Source organism: Thermoactinomyces sp. DSM 45891 (assembly GCF_900119485.1).
Classification (GTDB): Bacteria; Bacillota; Bacilli; order Thermoactinomycetales; family Thermoactinomycetaceae; genus Baia.
On sequence record NZ_FPJZ01000002.1, the window covers coordinates 74,427 to 93,411 of the forward strand.

General features: G+C 43.3%; 16 protein-coding genes. 3 read left to right on the forward strand and 13 right to left on the reverse strand.

Translation table 11 applies throughout. From position 1 onward, the window contains the following. Nucleotides 1-16: 16 nt before the first annotated feature. From BT147_RS03505 to BT147_RS03525, 5 genes are all read right to left on the reverse strand, one after another. Nucleotides 17-598 carry a cob(I)yrinic acid a,c-diamide adenosyltransferase gene (locus BT147_RS03505; protein ID WP_072331009.1) on the reverse strand — a complete coding sequence of 194 codons (582 nt, stop codon included), beginning with the start codon at nucleotides 596-598 and terminating at the stop codon, nucleotides 17-19. Further along, nucleotides 595-1,398, reverse strand: coding sequence for an ABC transporter ATP-binding protein (locus BT147_RS03510; RefSeq protein WP_177239657.1), 804 nt, complete (start codon nucleotides 1,396-1,398; stop codon nucleotides 595-597). The genes BT147_RS03505 and BT147_RS03510 overlap by 4 nt, the downstream gene beginning before the upstream one ends. Nucleotides 1,399-1,422: 24 nt before the next feature. Next, a complete protein-coding gene (locus BT147_RS03515) occupies nucleotides 1,423-2,448 on the reverse strand; it encodes a FecCD family ABC transporter permease (protein WP_072331013.1) in 1,026 nt (341 codons plus the stop codon). Nucleotides 2,449-2,478: 30 nt separating this feature from the next. Continuing rightward, complete coding sequence (locus BT147_RS03520; protein WP_083426346.1) at nucleotides 2,479-3,411, reverse strand: ABC transporter substrate-binding protein; 933 nt, start codon at nucleotides 3,409-3,411, stop codon at nucleotides 2,479-2,481. Nucleotides 3,412-3,550: 139 nt separating this feature from the next. Next, nucleotides 3,551-4,681, reverse strand: a complete 1,131-nt coding sequence (locus BT147_RS03525; protein ID WP_502688555.1) for an oxalate decarboxylase family bicupin — start codon at nucleotides 4,679-4,681, stop codon at nucleotides 3,551-3,553. 195 nt (nucleotides 4,682-4,876) lie between these two features. On the opposite strand from BT147_RS03525, the gene BT147_RS03530 reads away from it, so the two are divergent. Further along, the gene (locus tag BT147_RS03530) at nucleotides 4,877-6,133 is read left to right on the forward strand and encodes an endonuclease/exonuclease/phosphatase family protein (protein WP_177239659.1); all 1,257 of its coding nucleotides are present in this window, start codon (nucleotides 4,877-4,879) and stop codon (nucleotides 6,131-6,133) included. A 151-nt stretch (nucleotides 6,134-6,284) separates the two neighbouring features. Here the strand turns inward: BT147_RS03530 and BT147_RS03535 are convergent, their stop codons facing one another. Continuing rightward, a complete protein-coding gene (locus BT147_RS03535; protein WP_072331019.1) occupies nucleotides 6,285-6,515 on the reverse strand; it encodes a hypothetical protein in 231 nt (76 codons plus the stop codon). Between the two features lie 267 nt (nucleotides 6,516-6,782). On the opposite strand from BT147_RS03535, the gene BT147_RS03540 reads away from it, so the two are divergent. Further along, nucleotides 6,783-7,589, forward strand: a complete 807-nt coding sequence (locus BT147_RS03540; protein WP_072331022.1) for a DUF2797 domain-containing protein — start codon at nucleotides 6,783-6,785, stop codon at nucleotides 7,587-7,589. On the opposite strand, the gene BT147_RS03545 is transcribed toward BT147_RS03540, so the two are convergent. The 4 genes from BT147_RS03545 to BT147_RS03565 form a co-directional block, all read right to left on the reverse strand. Further along, nucleotides 7,586-8,119, reverse strand: a complete 534-nt coding sequence (locus BT147_RS03545; protein WP_072331024.1) for a glycerol-3-phosphate acyltransferase — start codon at nucleotides 8,117-8,119, stop codon at nucleotides 7,586-7,588. The genes BT147_RS03540 and BT147_RS03545 overlap by 4 nt on opposite strands. 18 nt (nucleotides 8,120-8,137) lie before the next feature. After that, on the reverse strand, nucleotides 8,138-9,187 hold the full coding sequence (locus BT147_RS03550; RefSeq protein WP_072331026.1) for a YkvI family membrane protein: 1,050 nt from the start codon (nucleotides 9,185-9,187) through the stop codon (nucleotides 8,138-8,140). A 123-nt stretch (nucleotides 9,188-9,310) separates the two neighbouring features. Next, complete coding sequence (locus BT147_RS14995) at nucleotides 9,311-12,097, reverse strand: transglycosylase domain-containing protein (protein WP_083426347.1); 2,787 nt, start codon at nucleotides 12,095-12,097, stop codon at nucleotides 9,311-9,313. Nucleotides 12,098-12,351: 254 nt separating this feature from the next. Next, a complete protein-coding gene (locus BT147_RS03565; RefSeq protein ID WP_072331028.1) occupies nucleotides 12,352-14,793 on the reverse strand; it encodes a transglycosylase domain-containing protein in 2,442 nt (813 codons plus the stop codon). A 129-nt stretch (nucleotides 14,794-14,922) separates the two neighbouring features. On the opposite strand from BT147_RS03565, the gene BT147_RS03570 reads away from it, so the two are divergent. Then, the gene (locus BT147_RS03570) at nucleotides 14,923-15,102 is read left to right on the forward strand and encodes a hypothetical protein (protein ID WP_072331030.1); all 180 of its coding nucleotides are present in this window, start codon (nucleotides 14,923-14,925) and stop codon (nucleotides 15,100-15,102) included. Nucleotides 15,103-15,172: 70 nt separating this feature from the next. Here the strand turns inward: BT147_RS03570 and BT147_RS03575 are convergent, their stop codons facing one another. The 3 genes from BT147_RS03575 to BT147_RS03585 form a co-directional block, all read right to left on the reverse strand. Further along, nucleotides 15,173-16,096, reverse strand: a complete 924-nt coding sequence (locus BT147_RS03575; RefSeq protein WP_072331032.1) for an RluA family pseudouridine synthase — start codon at nucleotides 16,094-16,096, stop codon at nucleotides 15,173-15,175. 243 nt (nucleotides 16,097-16,339) lie between these two features. Then, nucleotides 16,340-17,587, reverse strand: coding sequence for a transglutaminase domain-containing protein (locus tag BT147_RS03580; RefSeq protein ID WP_143187906.1), 1,248 nt, complete (start codon nucleotides 17,585-17,587; stop codon nucleotides 16,340-16,342). Nucleotides 17,588-17,625: 38 nt separating this feature from the next. Further along, the gene (locus BT147_RS03585) at nucleotides 17,626-18,876 is read right to left on the reverse strand and encodes a transglutaminase domain-containing protein (RefSeq protein ID WP_072331036.1); all 1,251 of its coding nucleotides are present in this window, start codon (nucleotides 18,874-18,876) and stop codon (nucleotides 17,626-17,628) included. Between the last annotated feature and the right edge of the window lie 109 nt (nucleotides 18,877-18,985).

Sequence of the window (18,985 nt, forward strand, 5' to 3'; positions counted from 1 at the left end):
AGAATCGTTATGTAACCTAGGCTTCACTAGAATCGGTAGGTTTATGAAAAACGTGTCCACCTCGTTTATATTCTACATCACATACACCTGATCGGGTATTAGCCACACGTGACACAGTAAAGAAATAATCGGATAAACGATTCAGGTAACGACGAACTTCTTCATTGGTTTCTTCTGATTTACAAAGACTTACCACACAACGCTCTGCACGACGGGCAATGGTACGACAGATATGAATGCTGGATGACAACGCAGTCCCCCCGGGTAAAATGAAACGGCGCAATGGGGAAAGCTCTGATTCATACTGATCAATCCATTTCTCTAAACGTGTTACCATATCGCCTGTCACTTTGTATTGTCTTTCTTTTCCTACCTGAGCTAGGTCCCCACCTGCATCAAATAACTCATGTTGGATCTCTGTGAAGTCCTTGATTAGATCGGCATGTTTTTCAGAGGACATTCGGGTGATCGATGCACCTACAAATGAATTTAATTCATCAATGGTTCCGTAAGCTTCGACACGGATATCGTCTTTGTCAACACGTCCACCGACGACTGCTGTCTTGCCGGCATCTCCTGTGCGGGTGTAGATTTTCATGAATCATGCTCCTTTCGAGGATTAAACATAAACGGCTGATGTAACATCTGGGGAACACCTGTCCCCGGATGCGGAACAACCACAGTAGAGACTCCATATACTTGTTCGACTAAGGAGGCTGATATTACTTCTTTTGGGGTGCCCTCTGCGATACATTTTCCATTTTGTAAGAAGAGAACACGATCGCAAAAGAGACTGGCTACATTGAGATCGTGAATAACCATGACGAGTGTTAAACCTTTTTCCTTTTGCCAGTGTTTGCATATATCTAGCAGGGTCCATTGTGCCTCTAAATCGAGATAGGTGGTCGGTTCATCGAGTAAGAGAATCTCAGGCTCCTGTACCAATGCCCTGGCAATCGCGACTCTCTGGCGCTCTCCCCCACTTAACTCTGTAATACAAGTATGCTGGCGCTTCGCTAGGTTGGTTTGTTGTAAAATGTGGTCCACTACATCGTTATCTTGTTCTGATAGCGTCTCAAAACGCGATAAATACGGGTAACGCCCCATTTCAATCATCTCTCGCACCGTAAAAGGAGCATCTCCAAGCCATTCTTGAGCCAGAACGGCAACCCTTCTCGCCCTCGCTTTCGGTTTTAGTTTCGATAGATTCTGTTCTTCTAACCAAACCTCTCCCTGATCAGGCTTTAACTCTCCTGATATCATTCGCAAAAGGGTTGTTTTGCCGCTTCCGTTCGGACCTAGTATACCAACGGATTCTCCACGCTTTAACTCTAGAGAGATTCTATCTACCACACAGCGTGTATCATAGTGTTTGGAAACCGATTGTATGGTTAGCACGACGATAACTCCTTCTCTTGCAACTTATAAATTACGTCTCCATTTGTACAGAAAATAAGAAAAGATAGGGGCTCCTAGAAAAGCAGTAATGACACCTACAGGCAGTTCACGAGGTTCTAAGAGCGTTCTGGCTAAGAAATCACTTAACATCATAAAAGTGGCGCCTGCTAGAATCGAGTACGGGATCAAAAAACGATGATTCGCACCAATGATCATGCGGATCAGATGAGGAATAACAATCCCTACAAAGCCGATCATCCCTGATATGGAAACGACGATTGCAGTTAAAAAAGATGCTAGGATTAATAATAGAAATCTCGTTTTCTTCACCGATACTCCAACGTTTGCCGCGGTACGAGCATTTACAGCAAATAGATTTAATTCTCGTTGGGTAAACCATGCAACTGCCATCACAACCACGATAATCGGAATAAGAATCCAAATATGAGCCCACTCTCTTAGCGAAAAACTTCCCATCAGCCAATATTGAATTCGGGACATTTGTTCGACAGACATCGAGAGTAGAAACGTAATAACCGCTCCAAACAAGACATGGATGACAACACCTGCTAGGATTAAAGTGTTGGTTCTTAATTCCCTTCCTGCTATAAAAAACACACTCACCGTGGCTATCGCAGCTCCTATAAAGGCAGAAAGAGAGATAAACCACATTCCCCAGATGCCTGTTCCAATCCCTGATAGGATCGCGATAATCGCGCCTGTAGCGGATCCTGAAGAGACTCCGAGTATGTAAGGATCGGCTAACGGATTTCGTAGCACACCTTGGTATAATACCCCGGCAAGCGCTAAACTTGCTCCTACCACCATCGCTAACAAAACACGTGGGAAGCGAAGAGACCAGAGTACCGCATCTGACATCGGGTCTACTTGATTGGGGTACCCGACGGTATGGTGTCCAATCACTCTCCAAATCTCTGGAATCGAGATTTTAAGACTTCCTACGGTTACAGCTAAAATAAAGGTAATAAGAAAGCAGAGGAACATTCCTCCGCCGATATATACATGTTTTTTGTTAGATTTTCGTCTCATGATAAGCCTCGATATTAACCCAATATATTTTTACTTCATCGCCTCTGGATACAGCTTGGTTGCCATCTCTTTGATACCTTCTATAATTCGCGGACCTGGGCGACTGGTTGTATTCGAGTCAAGAGTGAATACTTGTTTTTGCTTAACTGCGCCGACACTTGCCCATGCAGGACGAGCTTGGATCTGGCTTGTACTTCCGTAGGTTGAGAATATCACATCAGGGTTCCAAGCTGCTACTTTTTCTGCACCTACTTGTGGCCACCCTTTTAACTCTTTGGCTACATTGATACCTCCCGCAACTTCGAGCATCTCGTTTAAGATCGTATCGCCACCTGCTGTCATAGGAGTCGGATCAATCTCAAGCCATACTTTTTTCGGATTCTTCTTCGCAATCGGGGTCACTTTTTGATAGATTGCTAGTTTTTCCTTGGTCATCGTTCCTACTAAGTTATCCGCTTCGTGTGCTTTATTCGTCGCCATACCAACAATCGTAATCGACTCAAATACTTCTTTAATCGATTTTCCGTCCAGTATAAGGGTAGGAATACCTAACGATTTAAGCTTTTCAACCTCTTTATTCATCGTAGAAGCAAGTACCAAATCGGGTTTGAGAGCAACTACTTTTTCTACGTTGATGGTGAAATCGCCTACTTTTTCAAGTTTCTTCGCTTCTTCTGGAAAGTCATCGTTAGTGGTACCTCCCACCATCTTATCTCCTAAGCCGATCGCGTAGGCAATCTCCGTATTGCTAGGAATAAGAGAGATGATTCGCTCAGCCGGCTTCTTAAATTCCACCGTATTCCCAGCCATATCTTTAACGGTAATCGGGTACTTCACTTTACTAGGTGTAACTGGTGTCGAGACAGGCGGCTTGTCCCCCGTTTGACATCCTACTACTACACTAAAAACAAGAAAAAGGGACAAGCAGACTAACATCCATTTGCGTATTGAAAACCCTTTCATATGTACCTCCTAATATAGATCCATTATCTACTACTTCAAGCAGTTGATAGACTACTAGCCCCACCAACGGCCGACAAACATTCCTATTATTCGCTAGGTTCGGATTCATTATATAGGAAATAACCTTCTGCGTGAATCCCTATTCAAACCCTGGATATTTGACTACTGGCCACTTTTTCTTTCGTAACGAATGCATAAACGAAGGGCCTACATGTAGATTTTCTTCTACTAATTGGCGAGGTGTGAGCGCCATCCACTGATTCAACGAAACATCTTCAAAACGACTACTCTTAAATATTTCTAAGAACCATAGGCTTTGGTCACCTGTGTTTTGGACATAGTGGCCGAAAGCACGAGGAACATACCCTACATCACCAGCACTGTAATCAAACGTACGCGCTGTCCCTTCACCCGCAAAAACAGTCATTCGGCCCTTTCCAGAAATATAATACTGCCATTCGTCTGCATTTGGATGCCAATGCATCTCCCTCATACCACCTGGTTTCACTTCTACCAAGGCCGCCGCAACCTTTTCCGCTATAGGGAAATTGGTCGTATCCGCTATACGTACTTGCCCACCCGGAGTGGTAATCGGCTCCTGGGCTAGTAAACTATGGGTGAAGCTTTCTGGTACGGTGCCGTATGGAGAGATTACCCTTTGGCTATCTATAGGTCCCGGCACTTCTGCTTGAAAAATATATCTCTGATGATTCGGGATATCGTTGAAATTTTCTGTTTTCACACCAAAATTGGCCGATAACACGTCCTTGGGTGTATGTGCAAACCAATCCGAAATCGATAACGTATTCAGATCCGAGAAGGTGCCGTCATCGAAGACAAGAAGAAACTCACACCCTTCTTCTAATCCCTGAATCGAATGCGGAATACCCGGCGGAAAATACCACAGATCCCCTACACCCACATCCGCTATAAAGTTACGTCCATTCTGATCCACTGCCGTAATGCGTGCACGACCTACCAGCATAATCGCCCACTCTGCCTGCTCGTGCCAATGTAGTTCACGCACCCCTCCCGGAGTTAGAGCCATATTAACCCCAGCCAACGTCGTTGCAATCGGTAGCTGTCTAACCGTCACCTCCCGTGACCAACCACCATGATTTAATTGCATGTACGTATCAGAAAAAGAAAACTTTAAATTAGGGAGCGTACCAGCATCCGTCACAGGCGGAACGAGCATATCTGGATTTTCTCGATCACGCATCACATTTCGCGGACCAAAATCCCACCATCCACTGCCATCTGCCCTCATCGGCTGTGGAATACGACGATCCTCATCCAATATCATCACCTCTGTTAACTGTATGCAAGAAATGAGGACTTTTTGACAACACACATTCCATTCAAATAATTAACATAATTCAATATCCTATTTATAAAACATTCACCATTGCACGTTATAATTTGGAGGAATCTGGTCAAAATGAAAGGGAAAGGGTGTTTCTTTATGTCCATAAAAAAAAGAATTTTAATCCTCCCTGTATTATTGATATGTCTCTGTTTCATGGCATTATCTATCGTGAGTATCAGTTTTGCTGCAAGTCCTTACCTCTCCACTAAAAAACCTGCGTATAGTACTGGCGAAGCCATTCAAATCAACTTTCATAACGGCCCCGGTCGCGCAAAAGACTGGATTGGCATTTATCGTAAGGGCTCACCAAACTCTCCTTCGTTGGATTGGGTGTATGTCAACGGATCGAAGACCGCTACTTCAGGAGCTACCAACGGTTCCATAACTCTAAACGGGGTCCTAGAGGCTGGAGCCTACGAAATCCGCTTTTTTGCCAATGATGGATATACCAAGATCAGCCCCGATATCTCCATCCATGTAATTAATCAGAAGTCTCCCTCACAAGCTCCTGAAACCGTAAAAATCATGTCCATGAACACGTGGAATGGTGGGGCCAATGTAGCCAATGGATTTGAAAAGATCGTCAACGCGGTACGATTGTCAGGCGCTGATATCGTCGGGTTTCAAGAAAAAGCAGAGCCTGTTACAGCGATAGCCAAACGCCTAGGATGGTACTATTATCAAGCATCCCACGATGGCGGTGTCATAAGCAAATATCCCATCGTTGAAACATTTGAGTTCGAAGGCGTCGGTGCATCAGCGGCTCGTGTTCGCTTACCGAGTGGACAGGAAGTTATGGTCGCATCCGCACACTTAGACTATCGAGTATACAGTCCCTATTTAGCTCATTTCGATAAAAAAGCACCGAAGGACATCATCGCCAACGAAGAACGAAGCCGGGGTGTTCAGACAACCAAAATCCTAAATCGATTAAACCCATATCTCTCGTCCAATATCCCTGTATTCTTACTCGGCGACTTTAATGCTCCCTCACACCTAGACTGGGTAGAATCAACCAAGAACACCCATCAAGGTTACGTCTTAGATTGGCCTGTTTCTAAGAAAATCGAACAGGCAGGCATGATTGACTCCTATCGCGTTATTCATCCCGATCCAGCCGCTGACCCAGGGAATACTTGGTCTCCCGTTTACACATATGATCACCCTTGGGATACACACTATCCGAAGGAGCCTCAAGATCGAATCGACTTTATCTATTCAAAAGGTAGAACACAAGCAACCGATTCGAAGGTGTTTATGGTGGGGAGTCCAAAGCCTTACGGTCAGCATAGAGACAATGAGTGGCCGACAGATCATGCTGCTGTCGTGTCGACTTATACGATTAACCCGTAGTTTATAACTGATTGGCATATGGAAGAGGAGTTCACTTAATGTGGACTCCTCTTCATGCTGTAAACAGTTTTCTATAGATTTATCGGTATGTCGACCTTTATTTGCATCGGTCACAACCCGCTGATTAGCGTTGTAACTGATAAAAATATTTTCATTTGCTCGGTTGGTCATCTTGGAGACTTTTAGCTAAGTCACCACTTGTATGATAATCAAAGCTAGTTGGATTCCCTCTAGAATCTGTCACTTTCGTAATGAGCGATGTTAACGTTGGATGATATTCAAATTGATACGTTTCTAAGCGGGTTAAATCGTAACTTTTATCTCGATCGATCCCGTCTATGATCTTGGTAAGACGATTTTGTTTATCATAGAGAAACTCCATCCGTCTACCGGCAATATCATCAATCGATTGGATTTTATTCTGGTCACAGACAGCACAGATATCTAGCTTTCGTGCACAGCTTTATAACCGACTAGCATACTTAAAGAGGAGTCCACCTATTATGGTGAACTCCTCTCTTTGTGCTACAAAAAGATTTATGATACCAAGCAATTTATCCCCTAAATCAAACAAATTCATTATATAGTAATGATAACACGCTTATCCATAACATACATAAATAGAATAACTAGAAAGGAAACTCTATACATGAAACAAACTGGCACACTTGCCCCGCTTGTCCATACTTGGAATCAAGATCAGCCTATCGACTATCTACTCCAGCTCTCTGGCGAAGAAATCACGCTTAACAATTATCTGGGAACCGAAATTACGATCTCCTTTACTGGGGAGATTCGCTGTATTCACTGTGATAAGCGGATTAAGAAAACATATGGCAATGGTTACTGTTATCCATGCTTTGCTTCCCTTCCACAAACGGATCTGTGCTTCGTGCGGCCGGATCGTTGTCATTTTCATGAGGGAACTTGTCGTGACCCTGAATTCGGACTAGCCTATTGTATGACACCACATTTTGTATACTTAGCAATCAGCAGTGGGGTTAAGGTAGGGATAACGAGGGCCGGGAACGAAACGAGGCGCTGGATTGATCAAGGGGCTGTTTCGGCTGTCCCGATTGCTTGCGCGCCAACTCGTAAGGATGCAGGAGAAATCGAGGCTCTATTAAGTAATCATCTACCAGATAAGACGAATTGGCGACGTATGCTCACAAGTCAAGGTAGTGATGTAGATTTAACGATTGTACGCGAGGAAGCGCTCGGATACATACCAGAACTTTATCATCCTTTTCTATTATCGGACGAGGAAATTCGTCATTTTCACTATCCACAAGTAGAAATCCCAGAGAAGGTAAAATCGATCAATCTACTAAAGCAGTCGGATGTAACAGGAAATCTACTAGGAGTGAAAGGGCAATATATCATTCTCGATCAAGGCGTTCTTCAAGTACGTAATCACTCTGGATACTATGTATCTTGGGAAGCATCCGGAATCTAGAACAACTTATAAGGGGGCTTGATTTTCGGTTCCATTCCTTTTTGGAATCGGATCCAATGATCCTTTTGCTGATAGATACAGCCTGCTCCTAGCCCAAACAAGATGAGCCATACTGAGATTTGCGAGACGAAAAATAACGATAATAAGCAAATTCCTGCAATAGCGAGCCATGTAGATAGAAAGGTAAAACGGGTGAGAACGAGGCTTACTATAAAGATCAAGCCCCCAACTATGAGGAGAAACGGACTTAACACGATTAAGCCGCCTACACAAATCCAAATTCCCTCTCCAGGCCGAATGGAGGGGTAAAAGGGATACCATGTTCCTAAAACAGCGAAAATGAGTGCTGCCCACGCCCCCATCCATCCAGCAAATATGAGTCCAATCCCTACTGCTACGAGTCCCCTCACTACATCCAACAAAATCCATACTACACGAGTGGGATAGCGAACGGAGCAAATTTGGATACACCACTTCGGAGATAAACTACCAATTAGATATGCCATAATGGCACTAAAAAGGAAACTCAATTTCGTTCATCCTTTCCCTTATCCAACTTTTTGTTTGGGTGTAAATCGATATAGCAATTGAAACATAATAATGAATCCACAATAACCAAACAATGGATATAAAAAGTGCACCAATGTAGAGAAACCAGCTAAAGAACAAATATACGCAATCCCAAAGATAGCCAACATTATATAGGTCTGACGTACGGGGAAAACTCGCTGTAGATTCGTTGTTAAACCATATACATTACTTACTAGAGTGGTAAAGATCTCCGCCCAGATCACGATTAAGAAGAAACCTTGCATCCACTCTCCTAATTGTGAGACCATCCACGCCATCGGTAAGTCATATAGTTTCACTTCATCCATATGAAGTTGTAGTGCATAGTTACTAGCTAGTAGCATAAATCCAAGGCCGAGGCCCCCAATCCAACTACCTAGCCGTAATATCCTTTCATCTTGAATCTCTGCACCGAGCGGTACCAACACAGCTTGAGCCATCACAATATTAAAAGCAACATAGGTAATCGCCGAGATAAGCCAGTGTCCATGCTCTCCGCTCGATTCTTGCACGGCGATCACTTGCCAATCTCCGTAATACCAAGAATACAAACCAATCACGATCAAGAATGAAAACATCAAAGGAACCACAAATGAGTTTACCGACATAATCCCGTTGATTCCCTTCTTACAGACAAAATACGTTAATGCAATCGTGATCATCGCACCTAGGTGAAATGAAAGCCCCAATTGCTCCTGAAACAGAGAACCTACTCCTGATAACATCGAAGCCGTCACTCCGAACAAAACAATGCTAATCATCGCACTCATCACGGGTCCAAAACGAGGTCCAAATACATATAGATTAAACTCCTCAAAAGAGTGAGCCCGAAGCCTCGATCCAAAGATCAACATGCGAGTTCCAAACCATGAAAATAGAAAGGTACTAATCAATATCGCGCCCATCGCGTATCGACCATACATGGAGAAAAATTGCAAAATCTCTTGTCCAGAAGCAAATCCTGCCCCCACAATCGTCCCACAATACGTAAATCCCACTCGAATCGCTAAGGAAAGACGACCTCGCACAAGTCTCCACAACCTTCCTGATAAACATGGCTAGGACTACTATATGGGACAGGTCGTTGGATTAGAACACAAAGAGAAAACCCCAGCTCACGAATGAGTCTGAGGTTTTTCTCTTTGATTCATTTAAGGCCGGTTGCCTCCGCCGCCGTTATCTCCGCCGCCGTTGCCTCCGCCGCCGTTGCCTCCGCCGCCGTTGCCTCCGCCGTCGTTGCCTCCGCCGCCGTTGCCTCCGCCGCCGTTGCCTCCGCCGCCGTTATCTCCGCCGCCGTTGCCTCCACCGCCGTTGCCTCCGCCGCCGTTGCCTCCGCCACCGTTGCCTCCGCCGCCGTTATCTCCGCCGCCGTTGCCATTATCCGGGTTTGGTATACAATTCGGATCCACAGTTGGATCACATTTTGTTGGCTCTTCCGGTTTCGGTTTCAGACCTGAGACTGACAGTGTTTTTTCCACCGTCTTGGTGCTGTTCTCTCCATCGTCACCTTTTACTGTTGCAGTCACTTTGTAAGTAAACTTCTGGTTCGGATTGTTTACGTCGATAGGTGCGTTTGCATCCACTAGAGAACCCGCATGTCCTTCTTCAACTACCGTCACATAACCTGAAGCGTCTTTTCTCTCTACTTTGTAGACTGCATTGGATGAACCACCCTTGATGTTGATCTTAACCCCTTGACCTTGGGAAGAGAGCGAGAAGTCAAATCCTTTTATTTCTTCCTGAGGTTGCGGTTCTTCGACACCATCTGGCTTACTAAATTTACTTGCTGGTATGTCTTTCATTACCCTACTCATAATGGAATTCCAAAGGACGGTTGGTTGAATCGAACCCGAGATCGGAACAAACTCAGGGTCCGTTTTCTTGTATTTATAGTCGTTCACAACAAAGGAAGCGCCCACCAACTCATTGGTAAATCCAACAAATGATCCTGATTTATCATCATCGTTGGTACCTGTTTTTCCTGCTACGTCATGGTTTGGAATTTTAATGTTTTCCTTCGCCTTCGCAACCTCTTTCATCATCAATAATGTATTATAGGCTGCTTTTTTCGAGACTACTTCCGCTCCTACTTTGAAACCTTCTGGTTCCTTCGGATCAATCTTTTTCCCTTGCATATCAAGTACTTCTAAAACGGTATGGGCCTGTACAGCTTTCCCTTCATTTACGAAGATCGAGTATGCCTGCGTCATATCAGCAGCTGTAAAGCCTCTGCTCTTAAAGCCACTTCCCAATGCCAAAGCAGAGGGGGTTTCATTATTTACATTTAAACCCATTTTCCGAAGATATTCTTCCGATTTTGGAAGGGTAACCTTTTCAACCACGATTCTAGCCGCTGCTTGGTTATCTGATTTCTTCACTGCATCCACCATCTGCATAGACGAAGTGCTAGGTAATCCATTGTAGTTCTTAGGCTTCCAACCCCTGTACTCGAACTGTGATGTACTGACTGGTGAATACATATTTAATTTTTTATTCAGATCAAGGTAAGGAGCGTATGCAGCGATCGGCTTAATCGAGGAACCCGGATAAAGAGGAGTGGTTGCATAGTTAAACATACCCACTTTATAGCCTCTACCACCTGATAACGCCTTGATTTCCCCTGTCCGTGGATCCGAAATAGCAAACGATGCCTTTAGAGCCTTTGCTGACTTCTTCGGAGAGTGTTTATTCACATAGTTCGCATCTTTGTTTACTTCTTGTTCTACAATATCATTCATCTTGGTATCAATAGCCACTGTAATTTTATAGCCTTCACTATTTAGTCTTTGAGGATTAATACCATAGCGCTCTTGCAATTCCTTTTGTACATAATCTATATAAGCGGCATGCTGCGTTTTCTTTTGAAACTCATCTGCATATTCATTAGCGTCACCCATGACTAATGTCGATTCTACCGGTTTCGCAGCTGCCTGATCCGCTTTTTCCTTCGTAAGGAGGGCAGGTGAGTACTCGGAATCGGTCATTTTATTCTTCAAAATCCAGTCTCGACGTTCTTTTAACTTCGCATGACGGCCCTCTTGAAGTGGATTATATAGGTTTGGATTGTTTGGAATCGCAATTAATGTGGCCACTTCTTCAGGTTCAAGCGTATCCTTGGTTAAATCTTTCCCGAAGTAAATTTTGGAAGCCGCCTGCACCCCTTGGATCGTCGTTCCAAAGTCAATATAGTTTAGATAACCTTCCAAGACTCCGTCTTTCCCTACTTTCGAATCATCGATTAAGTCCCAAGCAACCTTCATCTCCGCAACCTTACGGTTAGCCGTTTTCTCTTTATTCTTTAAGATGATGTTCCGCGCAAGCTGCATCGCAAGCGTTCCACCACCGCCACCTTTACCCGGGTTTAAAATATTAAGGTATACAGCCCGGCCCAGACCTTGATAGTCAACACCACCATGGTTATAGAAACGAGCGTCCTCCGTTTTCACAAGGGTTTCGACTAACATCGGATTATGTGCCTTCAAATCTTTAAGCGAGACGAATTGTTGTTTTCGATCCCCGATACTCCCGATTGCCTTTCCATCCTTGTCGGCTACGACACTGGAACTCTTGTTGGCATCTTTTATCTTATCTATCCCCATCTTTGGCACTGACATGAAAAAGTATGTAAGAACTCCGGTACCGATGAGAAATAGAAGGCCGAAGGTAGCGCCGATCGTCTTCAAATTAATATACTTTCTCCAGCCGCTACGCCCCTTCTTGCCTCCCCCCTGTTGGGAACGTCTTCCGCTTGCTCCTGCACGACTCCGCGCACCCCGCTCAGAACGAGATGATACCTCATCGTCGCCTTGACGAGAACCATTTATCGCTTGAAGACGACTCATCCGTCCTCCGGAACGACTCGCACCTGATCGAGATGACTCTTGGAAGTTGGAGCCTTGATGGTTATGGCTACGCGATTTGCGTGGATAATCACTCATTTCTTCAACCTCCTATGTAAATAAACGTAATCTTTTTCCTATTTTTAACATTTACAAAAAACATATGATCTGGTAGAAAATCCTTCATCATTACACCCCTTATTTTCTTCATTAGACTACATTAGACCGCTCTGAGATGCAACTGAAGAATTACCCATTCTGTAGGCAAATTCTAAATATGCGGTGACATTTCCTTGAACAATGATAAAAAAGCTAGGACCTCAAAGGAATCCTAGCTTTTTCTTCGTTTTTCTCTACCAATCTGTTAACCAATCAAAGAAGCCTTTCTCTTTTTTGCTTTCATTCTGATCCCCTGGTCCTGATGGTGTCACAGTAACTATATTCGAGTCTACTGACTGTCCTGTCTCTCCATCAATCACCTTCACTTTAAACTGGAAGCTGCTTCCTGACTCCCCATCTAGTGGGATTCGAATCGAGGTATCACTAAAGGCAGCATCTTGGACTTTCTTCTCGCCACCGTCTGTACGATAAATCTCATAACGAATCCGAGGGGTTTGCATATCTCTTGGTACAGACCAGTTGAGAATGGCTTCGTTCTTGACGGAATCAAAGTTACCATTCAGATTTACCTGACCCAGCTCAAATGGTGGTTCTGGGTCTTTTACTCCATCTGGGCGGGTAAAATCGAGAACCTTTTGTCCTTTTTCGGCCGCTTGAATAATGTCGTTAAATACCGTAACAGGAACTTTTCCGCCTGATAGCGCGGTTACTTTCTTTTCCGGCTTCGTGTTATATACCATCACAGCCGTTACATATCGTGGGGTATAACCGACAAACCAAGCTACCTTATTTTCGTTGGTAGTACCTGTTTTACCGGCAACCGGCTGGTTTCCTGATTTCACACCCGTCGCTGTTCCTGATTTCACTACTTCTTGTAGCATCTTATGGGTATAGTAAGCTGCTTGAGGTTCATACACTTTCTTATCTTCCAACCTCTTTTTCGCCTTATCTTGTAATGATTTCTTTTTTAGCTTCCCATCTACAGGCTCTTGGACTTCCACAATCGTCCGAGCATGCTTCATAACGCCATTGTTCGGGAATGCAGTGTAAGCTTGAGCCATTTGTAGAGGTGTTACCCCTTTACCAACACCACCTAAGCCGAGAGCACCTAGATTTTTATCCGTTTTAGAGTCGAGTCCAAGCTCCAATTTTTCCGTATATTGAAACGCTTTACTAACTCCCACGTACTTTTGCAAGGTTTCCAGCGTACCTAAGTTGTATGATTTCTTTGTCACTTCTTGTAGGGTAACCGTACCATGCTCTCGTCCATCCGCGTTATCTGGCGAATATCCACCGCCAAAGTCCTTCTTACGGTCTTCTATCATCGTGTAAGGACTCACTTTATCCTTGTTTAAATCCATCGCAGGAGCAAATACCGTTAACGGCTTAATCGATGAACCTGGTTGTTTCGGATCACTAAATGCTTTGTTTAGATCACCTGGCTTATAGTTTTTCCCACCACCGATGGCTACAATATAACCATCCTTATCTAGCGTAACCGTTCCTCCCTGAAGTTGGGAGCTGGTTCGGTCAAGATTATTAAGAGCTTCTTGTGTTTCCTTCTGCACACTTTGATTCAGGCGGGTTTTAATTTGAAGCCCTAATGTACTTAAATTTTCAACATCTTCTTCACTATATCCATAGTCTTCTTTTAACTCTTCTTTCACTTGAGCGATAAAAGCAGAGTTTAATTGTGAGTTTTTACCAGCTAGGTATTTATCCCGATAATTGGTCGTCCATTTAAATTTGTGCTTCTTTGCTTTTTCATATTGATCCATGGTAATAATCGGCTTTGCACCATCATCATCATGTGACATTACATATAGAGTCGTCTTAGCACGCTCTTCGCCTTTTTGAGCATTATCCTTTCCACAAAAACCACAATATCGGGTTGGAGCCTTGGGCAATCCTGCTAAATAGGCGATCTCTGCGACTTCGAGCTTGTCTTTACTAATATCCTTATCAAAATAGAAAAGGGCAGCTGCTTTGATTCCACGAGCTTTGCCACCAAAACTAATATAGTTGAGGTAAGCTTCAAGGATTTTATCTTTCCCTGCTTCTAACTCTAAGTTCCACGCCGTACCAATTTCCATTAATTTCCGTGAAAATGTCTTCTTCCGGTCATTTAAGATTACATTTCCCGCAACCTGCATCGTGAGGGTACTACCACCTTGCCTTTTTTCCATCGCAACGATGTTCGTCACCATCGCACGACCCATACTCCAGTAATCGACACCTTTGTGCTCATAAAATCGGTTATCTTCCACCTTCACAAATGCTTGTGGCAAAAGTGGGTTTATCTTCTTTATATCTTCTAACGAAATATAATCACGATACTCATCATCACTAACCGGAATCTTTTTCCCATCCACATCTTCAAGTACGGATGAGGCTAAGATTTGATCTAATTTACTAATCGGATACACTACGCCCATCGCTGAAATCGTAACATACATCCCTACTACTAAAAGCATGGAAGTAGCAAATACGATCCCCATCCATTTCAGTGTGAACAATTTTTGAAAACCCGTTTTGCCAGTCGAGCTTCCGCCCGTTGCTTTTCGTCTCGCAATACGAGAACTGGGAGTATGTTTTGTTTGAGATTGAACCAATGGCGCGGATCCCGATGATCTAGAGCTCTGACTAGTGTCTTTACTCCTCCTAAATAGATTCATAGATTCAAACCTCCTTAATAAATGCCCTATTGACTCCCACATCCTACTTGCAAACCATATCGAACCTACACCTACTAGCTTGTTATCCATTTAAAAAGCACTTATGATAGGGGATGAGGTGAAGAATATATGAATATGGATGCTGCTGTTTTTGCATGTCGTTTTACAGGAATCGCAGGGATCTTACTGTCTATCTTTTTAGGGTTTACTAGCGGATGGGACCTATTTTTCTATGGTATTCTCTTTTCTGCTTTCTGGTTTTGCCTATCTTGGTACTTTAAGAGACCGAATAAGGAAAATAAGAACTAATTTTTATTATATCGCAATCTACTCTTACCCGACTATATATCCCCTAAAACTTGCCTGTCAGGGTACCCTTTTATAAATCCCTACGCAGTAGGTCGAGTAATTGCTTCATATCTTCGGGGATCGGTGCTTCCCATGCAACCCAGTCCCTCTTTCGCAGATGGTAGATTTTAAGCGATTTCGCATGTAGTGCTTGCCTACCGATCAGATGCTTCTCTTTCTCTCCATTTCCATAAAGATCATCCCCAATAATGGGATGTCCAATGGAAGAGAGATGAACTCGGATCTGATGGGTTCTACCTGTTTCTAACCACAGACGCAAGACAGATGCATGCGGAAAGCGTTCAATTACTTCATAATGGGTAATCGCTCTACTTCCTTCCTCACTAAAGTCAATAAATCGAAGCAGAGGTACATCCGGAACTTTTCCGATAGGAAGGTCAATCGTTCCTCTATCGTGAATGAGATTCCCGTGAACCATCGCAAAGTAACTCCGCTCGTATCGTTTTTTTGCCATTTGGTCCGCTAGAAAGGCATGACCATAGGCATGTTTCGCTAGCACCATCAAGCCCGATGTATCTTTATCTAATCGCGTAACAGGACGGATTTTATGATTTTCTCCCCGCTGTTGCCAATAATAAATTAACCCATTTGCAAGTGTTCCGTGTTGATGAGAGCCAGTGGGATGAACAACTGTATTTGGTGGCTTATTCACCACGATGAGATCCTCATCTTCATCCACCACCGTAAAAGGCACCTCTTCAGGAGAAATATACTCCACGTCCTCCGCAATATTCAACTCAATTCGAATCAGGTCCATCTCTTTTACCCGACTTCGAAAAAAAATCCACTCTCCATTTACCCAAACTCGCTTCTCATGTTTGAGCATACGCATCATCCGCCTCGAAAACCGAAATTGCTTTCGTAAAACGGTTTCGAGCAACTCCCCATCTTCTTCAGGAGTGACAACATGTTGAAATAGGGTGGTCTTAGACATCCTTGTACACCTCCGAATATGACGGTATCCGTCAACTCGTGTAGTATACCAAAGGAATGGGTGGAACGCACGAAATCCTCGCTAAAGAAAGGGTCCCTACTCTATCCTAAAAGAGATCATACATCTGATCTACCGTTTTATCTTACAACAACCTTACTTCTTTGTTATATTCCAAGGTCGGTTTATACAAAAAAACCATATTACTACCAAACTTGATGAATGGTAGTAATATGGCTGATCGTTTTAGTAAACAACTTCGGGCTTCTTGTGGGTTTTCTTAAAAGAAGATGGATTTGGATTAAAATAAGAAGAGTCGTATGCCTTTACAAACTTTTTCCCAACCGAATAGCCTGAACCCCATGTTGGATCCATAGTAATCCACTTGCCACCGATTTTCGCCTCAACCCAAGCATGGGGCTCTCCTGCATCCCCACCGATATATCGTGCGGGTATCTCAATCGCTCGCAGAAGGGCAATCGTGGTTAGGGCATAATCATGGCAGATTCCTTTACGCTCGTGTAATGTCTTCAGTGCACCATCATTCCAATAGTTATCCTTCTTTTTCATATCATAGGATACATTCGTAGCCACATGCTTATAGATCGCCCGTGCTTTCTCCATAGGTGAACTTGCACTGGCCGTAATTTTTTTACTAAGAGAAATGATTTCGGGATCGTCCGACTCAATACCACTTCCTGGAAGTAAGTCGCGTAAATCAGCAGTTACTGTGTTTTTTACATCCATGTCAGCAACGGGAGTAAAATATTCACCTTCTCCATCTACTGAGAGACTTACACTATAATCTCCAGCTCCAAAGCGCAACGGAATCCATTGGGAAAATTTTTGATCCACAACTGGGATATAGTACATCGATGTATCATCGCCTTTATCTGCATGAACCACTAAATATTTTATCAGTTTTAGGTCTTTAGAAAGTGGCTCAACAGTGCCTTCCAATAATATTTTTCCATCGTACCATTTTCCACCCGCAATCGGTTGACTTAGTGTAATTCCATTCTCTTTATAAGGCTGTCTCTGTTTAATAGGTGTTTGTTCCACCGTAGAAGTATTATCTACTGTAAACTTAGCCACAGTCACTCGAATACCGCTTTTTTCAATCAGGATCTCCACCTGATGCTGTCCCTTACCATAGAAAAGAGGAATCGCGCCATGAAACTTTTTATCCTTTATCACAACTTGCTTTTCTCCAGATAGACCATCCTTTGTAACCCAAACAGATAGTATATCTCCCGCCTTAGATTCTGCAAGAGAGCCTTGAATGAAGAACTCACCTTTCCCTTCAACCGCTCCCGTAGCAGGTTTTTCTAGTGTAAATCCACTTTTTTTCGCCTCATCTGTGTATTCAATCTTCTTACTATCCACTTCATTTTCCATCGAATCCACATAGTTGTATACGGCTATAGGCAGAGCACATGAAGTTAAAGTACTACCTAACAAGCAAAGACCTAACAAAATAACAAGCTTTCTCAACCATTATTCACCCTTTATCTCTTCTTATTTCTAACTTTTTAATAGATAACCTCAGACCTCTTGTGAGTTTTCTTAAAAGAAGCAGGATTTGGATTAAAATAAGATGGGTTATATTCCTTTACAAACTTTTTACCCGTCGAATAACCTGAACCCCATGTTGGGTCCATCGTAATCCATTTATCGCCTATCTTCGCTTCCACCCATGCATGTGGCTCACCTGCATCTCCCCCGATATAACGTGCCGGAATTTCACTCGCTCGCAGAAGAGCAATTGTGGTAAGGGCATAATCGTGACAGATGCCTTTCCTCTCGCGCAATGTCTTTAGCGCACCATCATCCCAATAATTTTGCTTCTTTTTCATATCATATGATACATTCGTAGCCACATACTTGTAGATCGCTCGCGCTTTTTCCATTGGCGAGTTTTCATTGGCCGTAATTTTTTTACTAAGGGAGATGATTTCAGGATCATCGGATTCCATGCCGCTTCCCGGAAGTAGATCACGTAAGTCAGCTGTTACTGAATTCTTTACCTTAAGTTCTACAACCGGCGAATAATGCAAATCGCCTACAGTGAGTTGTACTTTATAGTCCCCAGCTCCAAAGCGCAGCGGAATCCATTGGGAGAACTTTTTATCTTTAACTGGGATGTAATAATTTGCTTTATCTTCCCTTTTATCCGCTCGAACCACTAGATATTCTACTTGTTTCGCACCTTTAGCAGGAGGCTCGACTGATCCTTGCAATAATACTTTTCCATCATAGGTTTTTCCGCCTGCAATGGGTTGTTCTAATGTGACCCCGTATTGCTTATAAAAACTACTGTTATACCCCATGGGGATTTGTTGTAGAGAGGAAGTATTCTCTACGGTAAATCGAGTAGCAGGGTAATAGTAATCCTCCCTAGAATGATCCGGGATCAGGATTTGAACCTCATGCTTCCCCTTCCCATAAAACAAAGGCACTGCTTGACGAAATTTTTTATCCTTGATCGAAATAATCTTTTCCCCAGATTGTCCATCTTTGGAAATCCGAACTACTATTTGGTCTCCCGCTTTTGTTTCCCCTAGTGATCCTTGAATGAGGACTTCTTCTTTCCCTACCACTATTCCCGTAGTAGGTTGTTCCAGTGAAAATCCACTCTTTTTCGCCTCATCTGTGTATTCAATCTTCTTACTACCTTCATTTTCAATGGAATCTACAAAGTTGGATACTGCGTTGGGTAAAGCACACGAAGTTAAGGTACTACCCAGTAAGCAAAAACTTAAAATGATTGCAAGTTTTCTCAACCATCATTCACCTCTATCATTTCATCTAATCCATTACTATATCTCTATTCTAGTAAAAAAAGAGAATTACCGCTTGGCAATTCCCGTTAAAAATTAATAACAATGACAA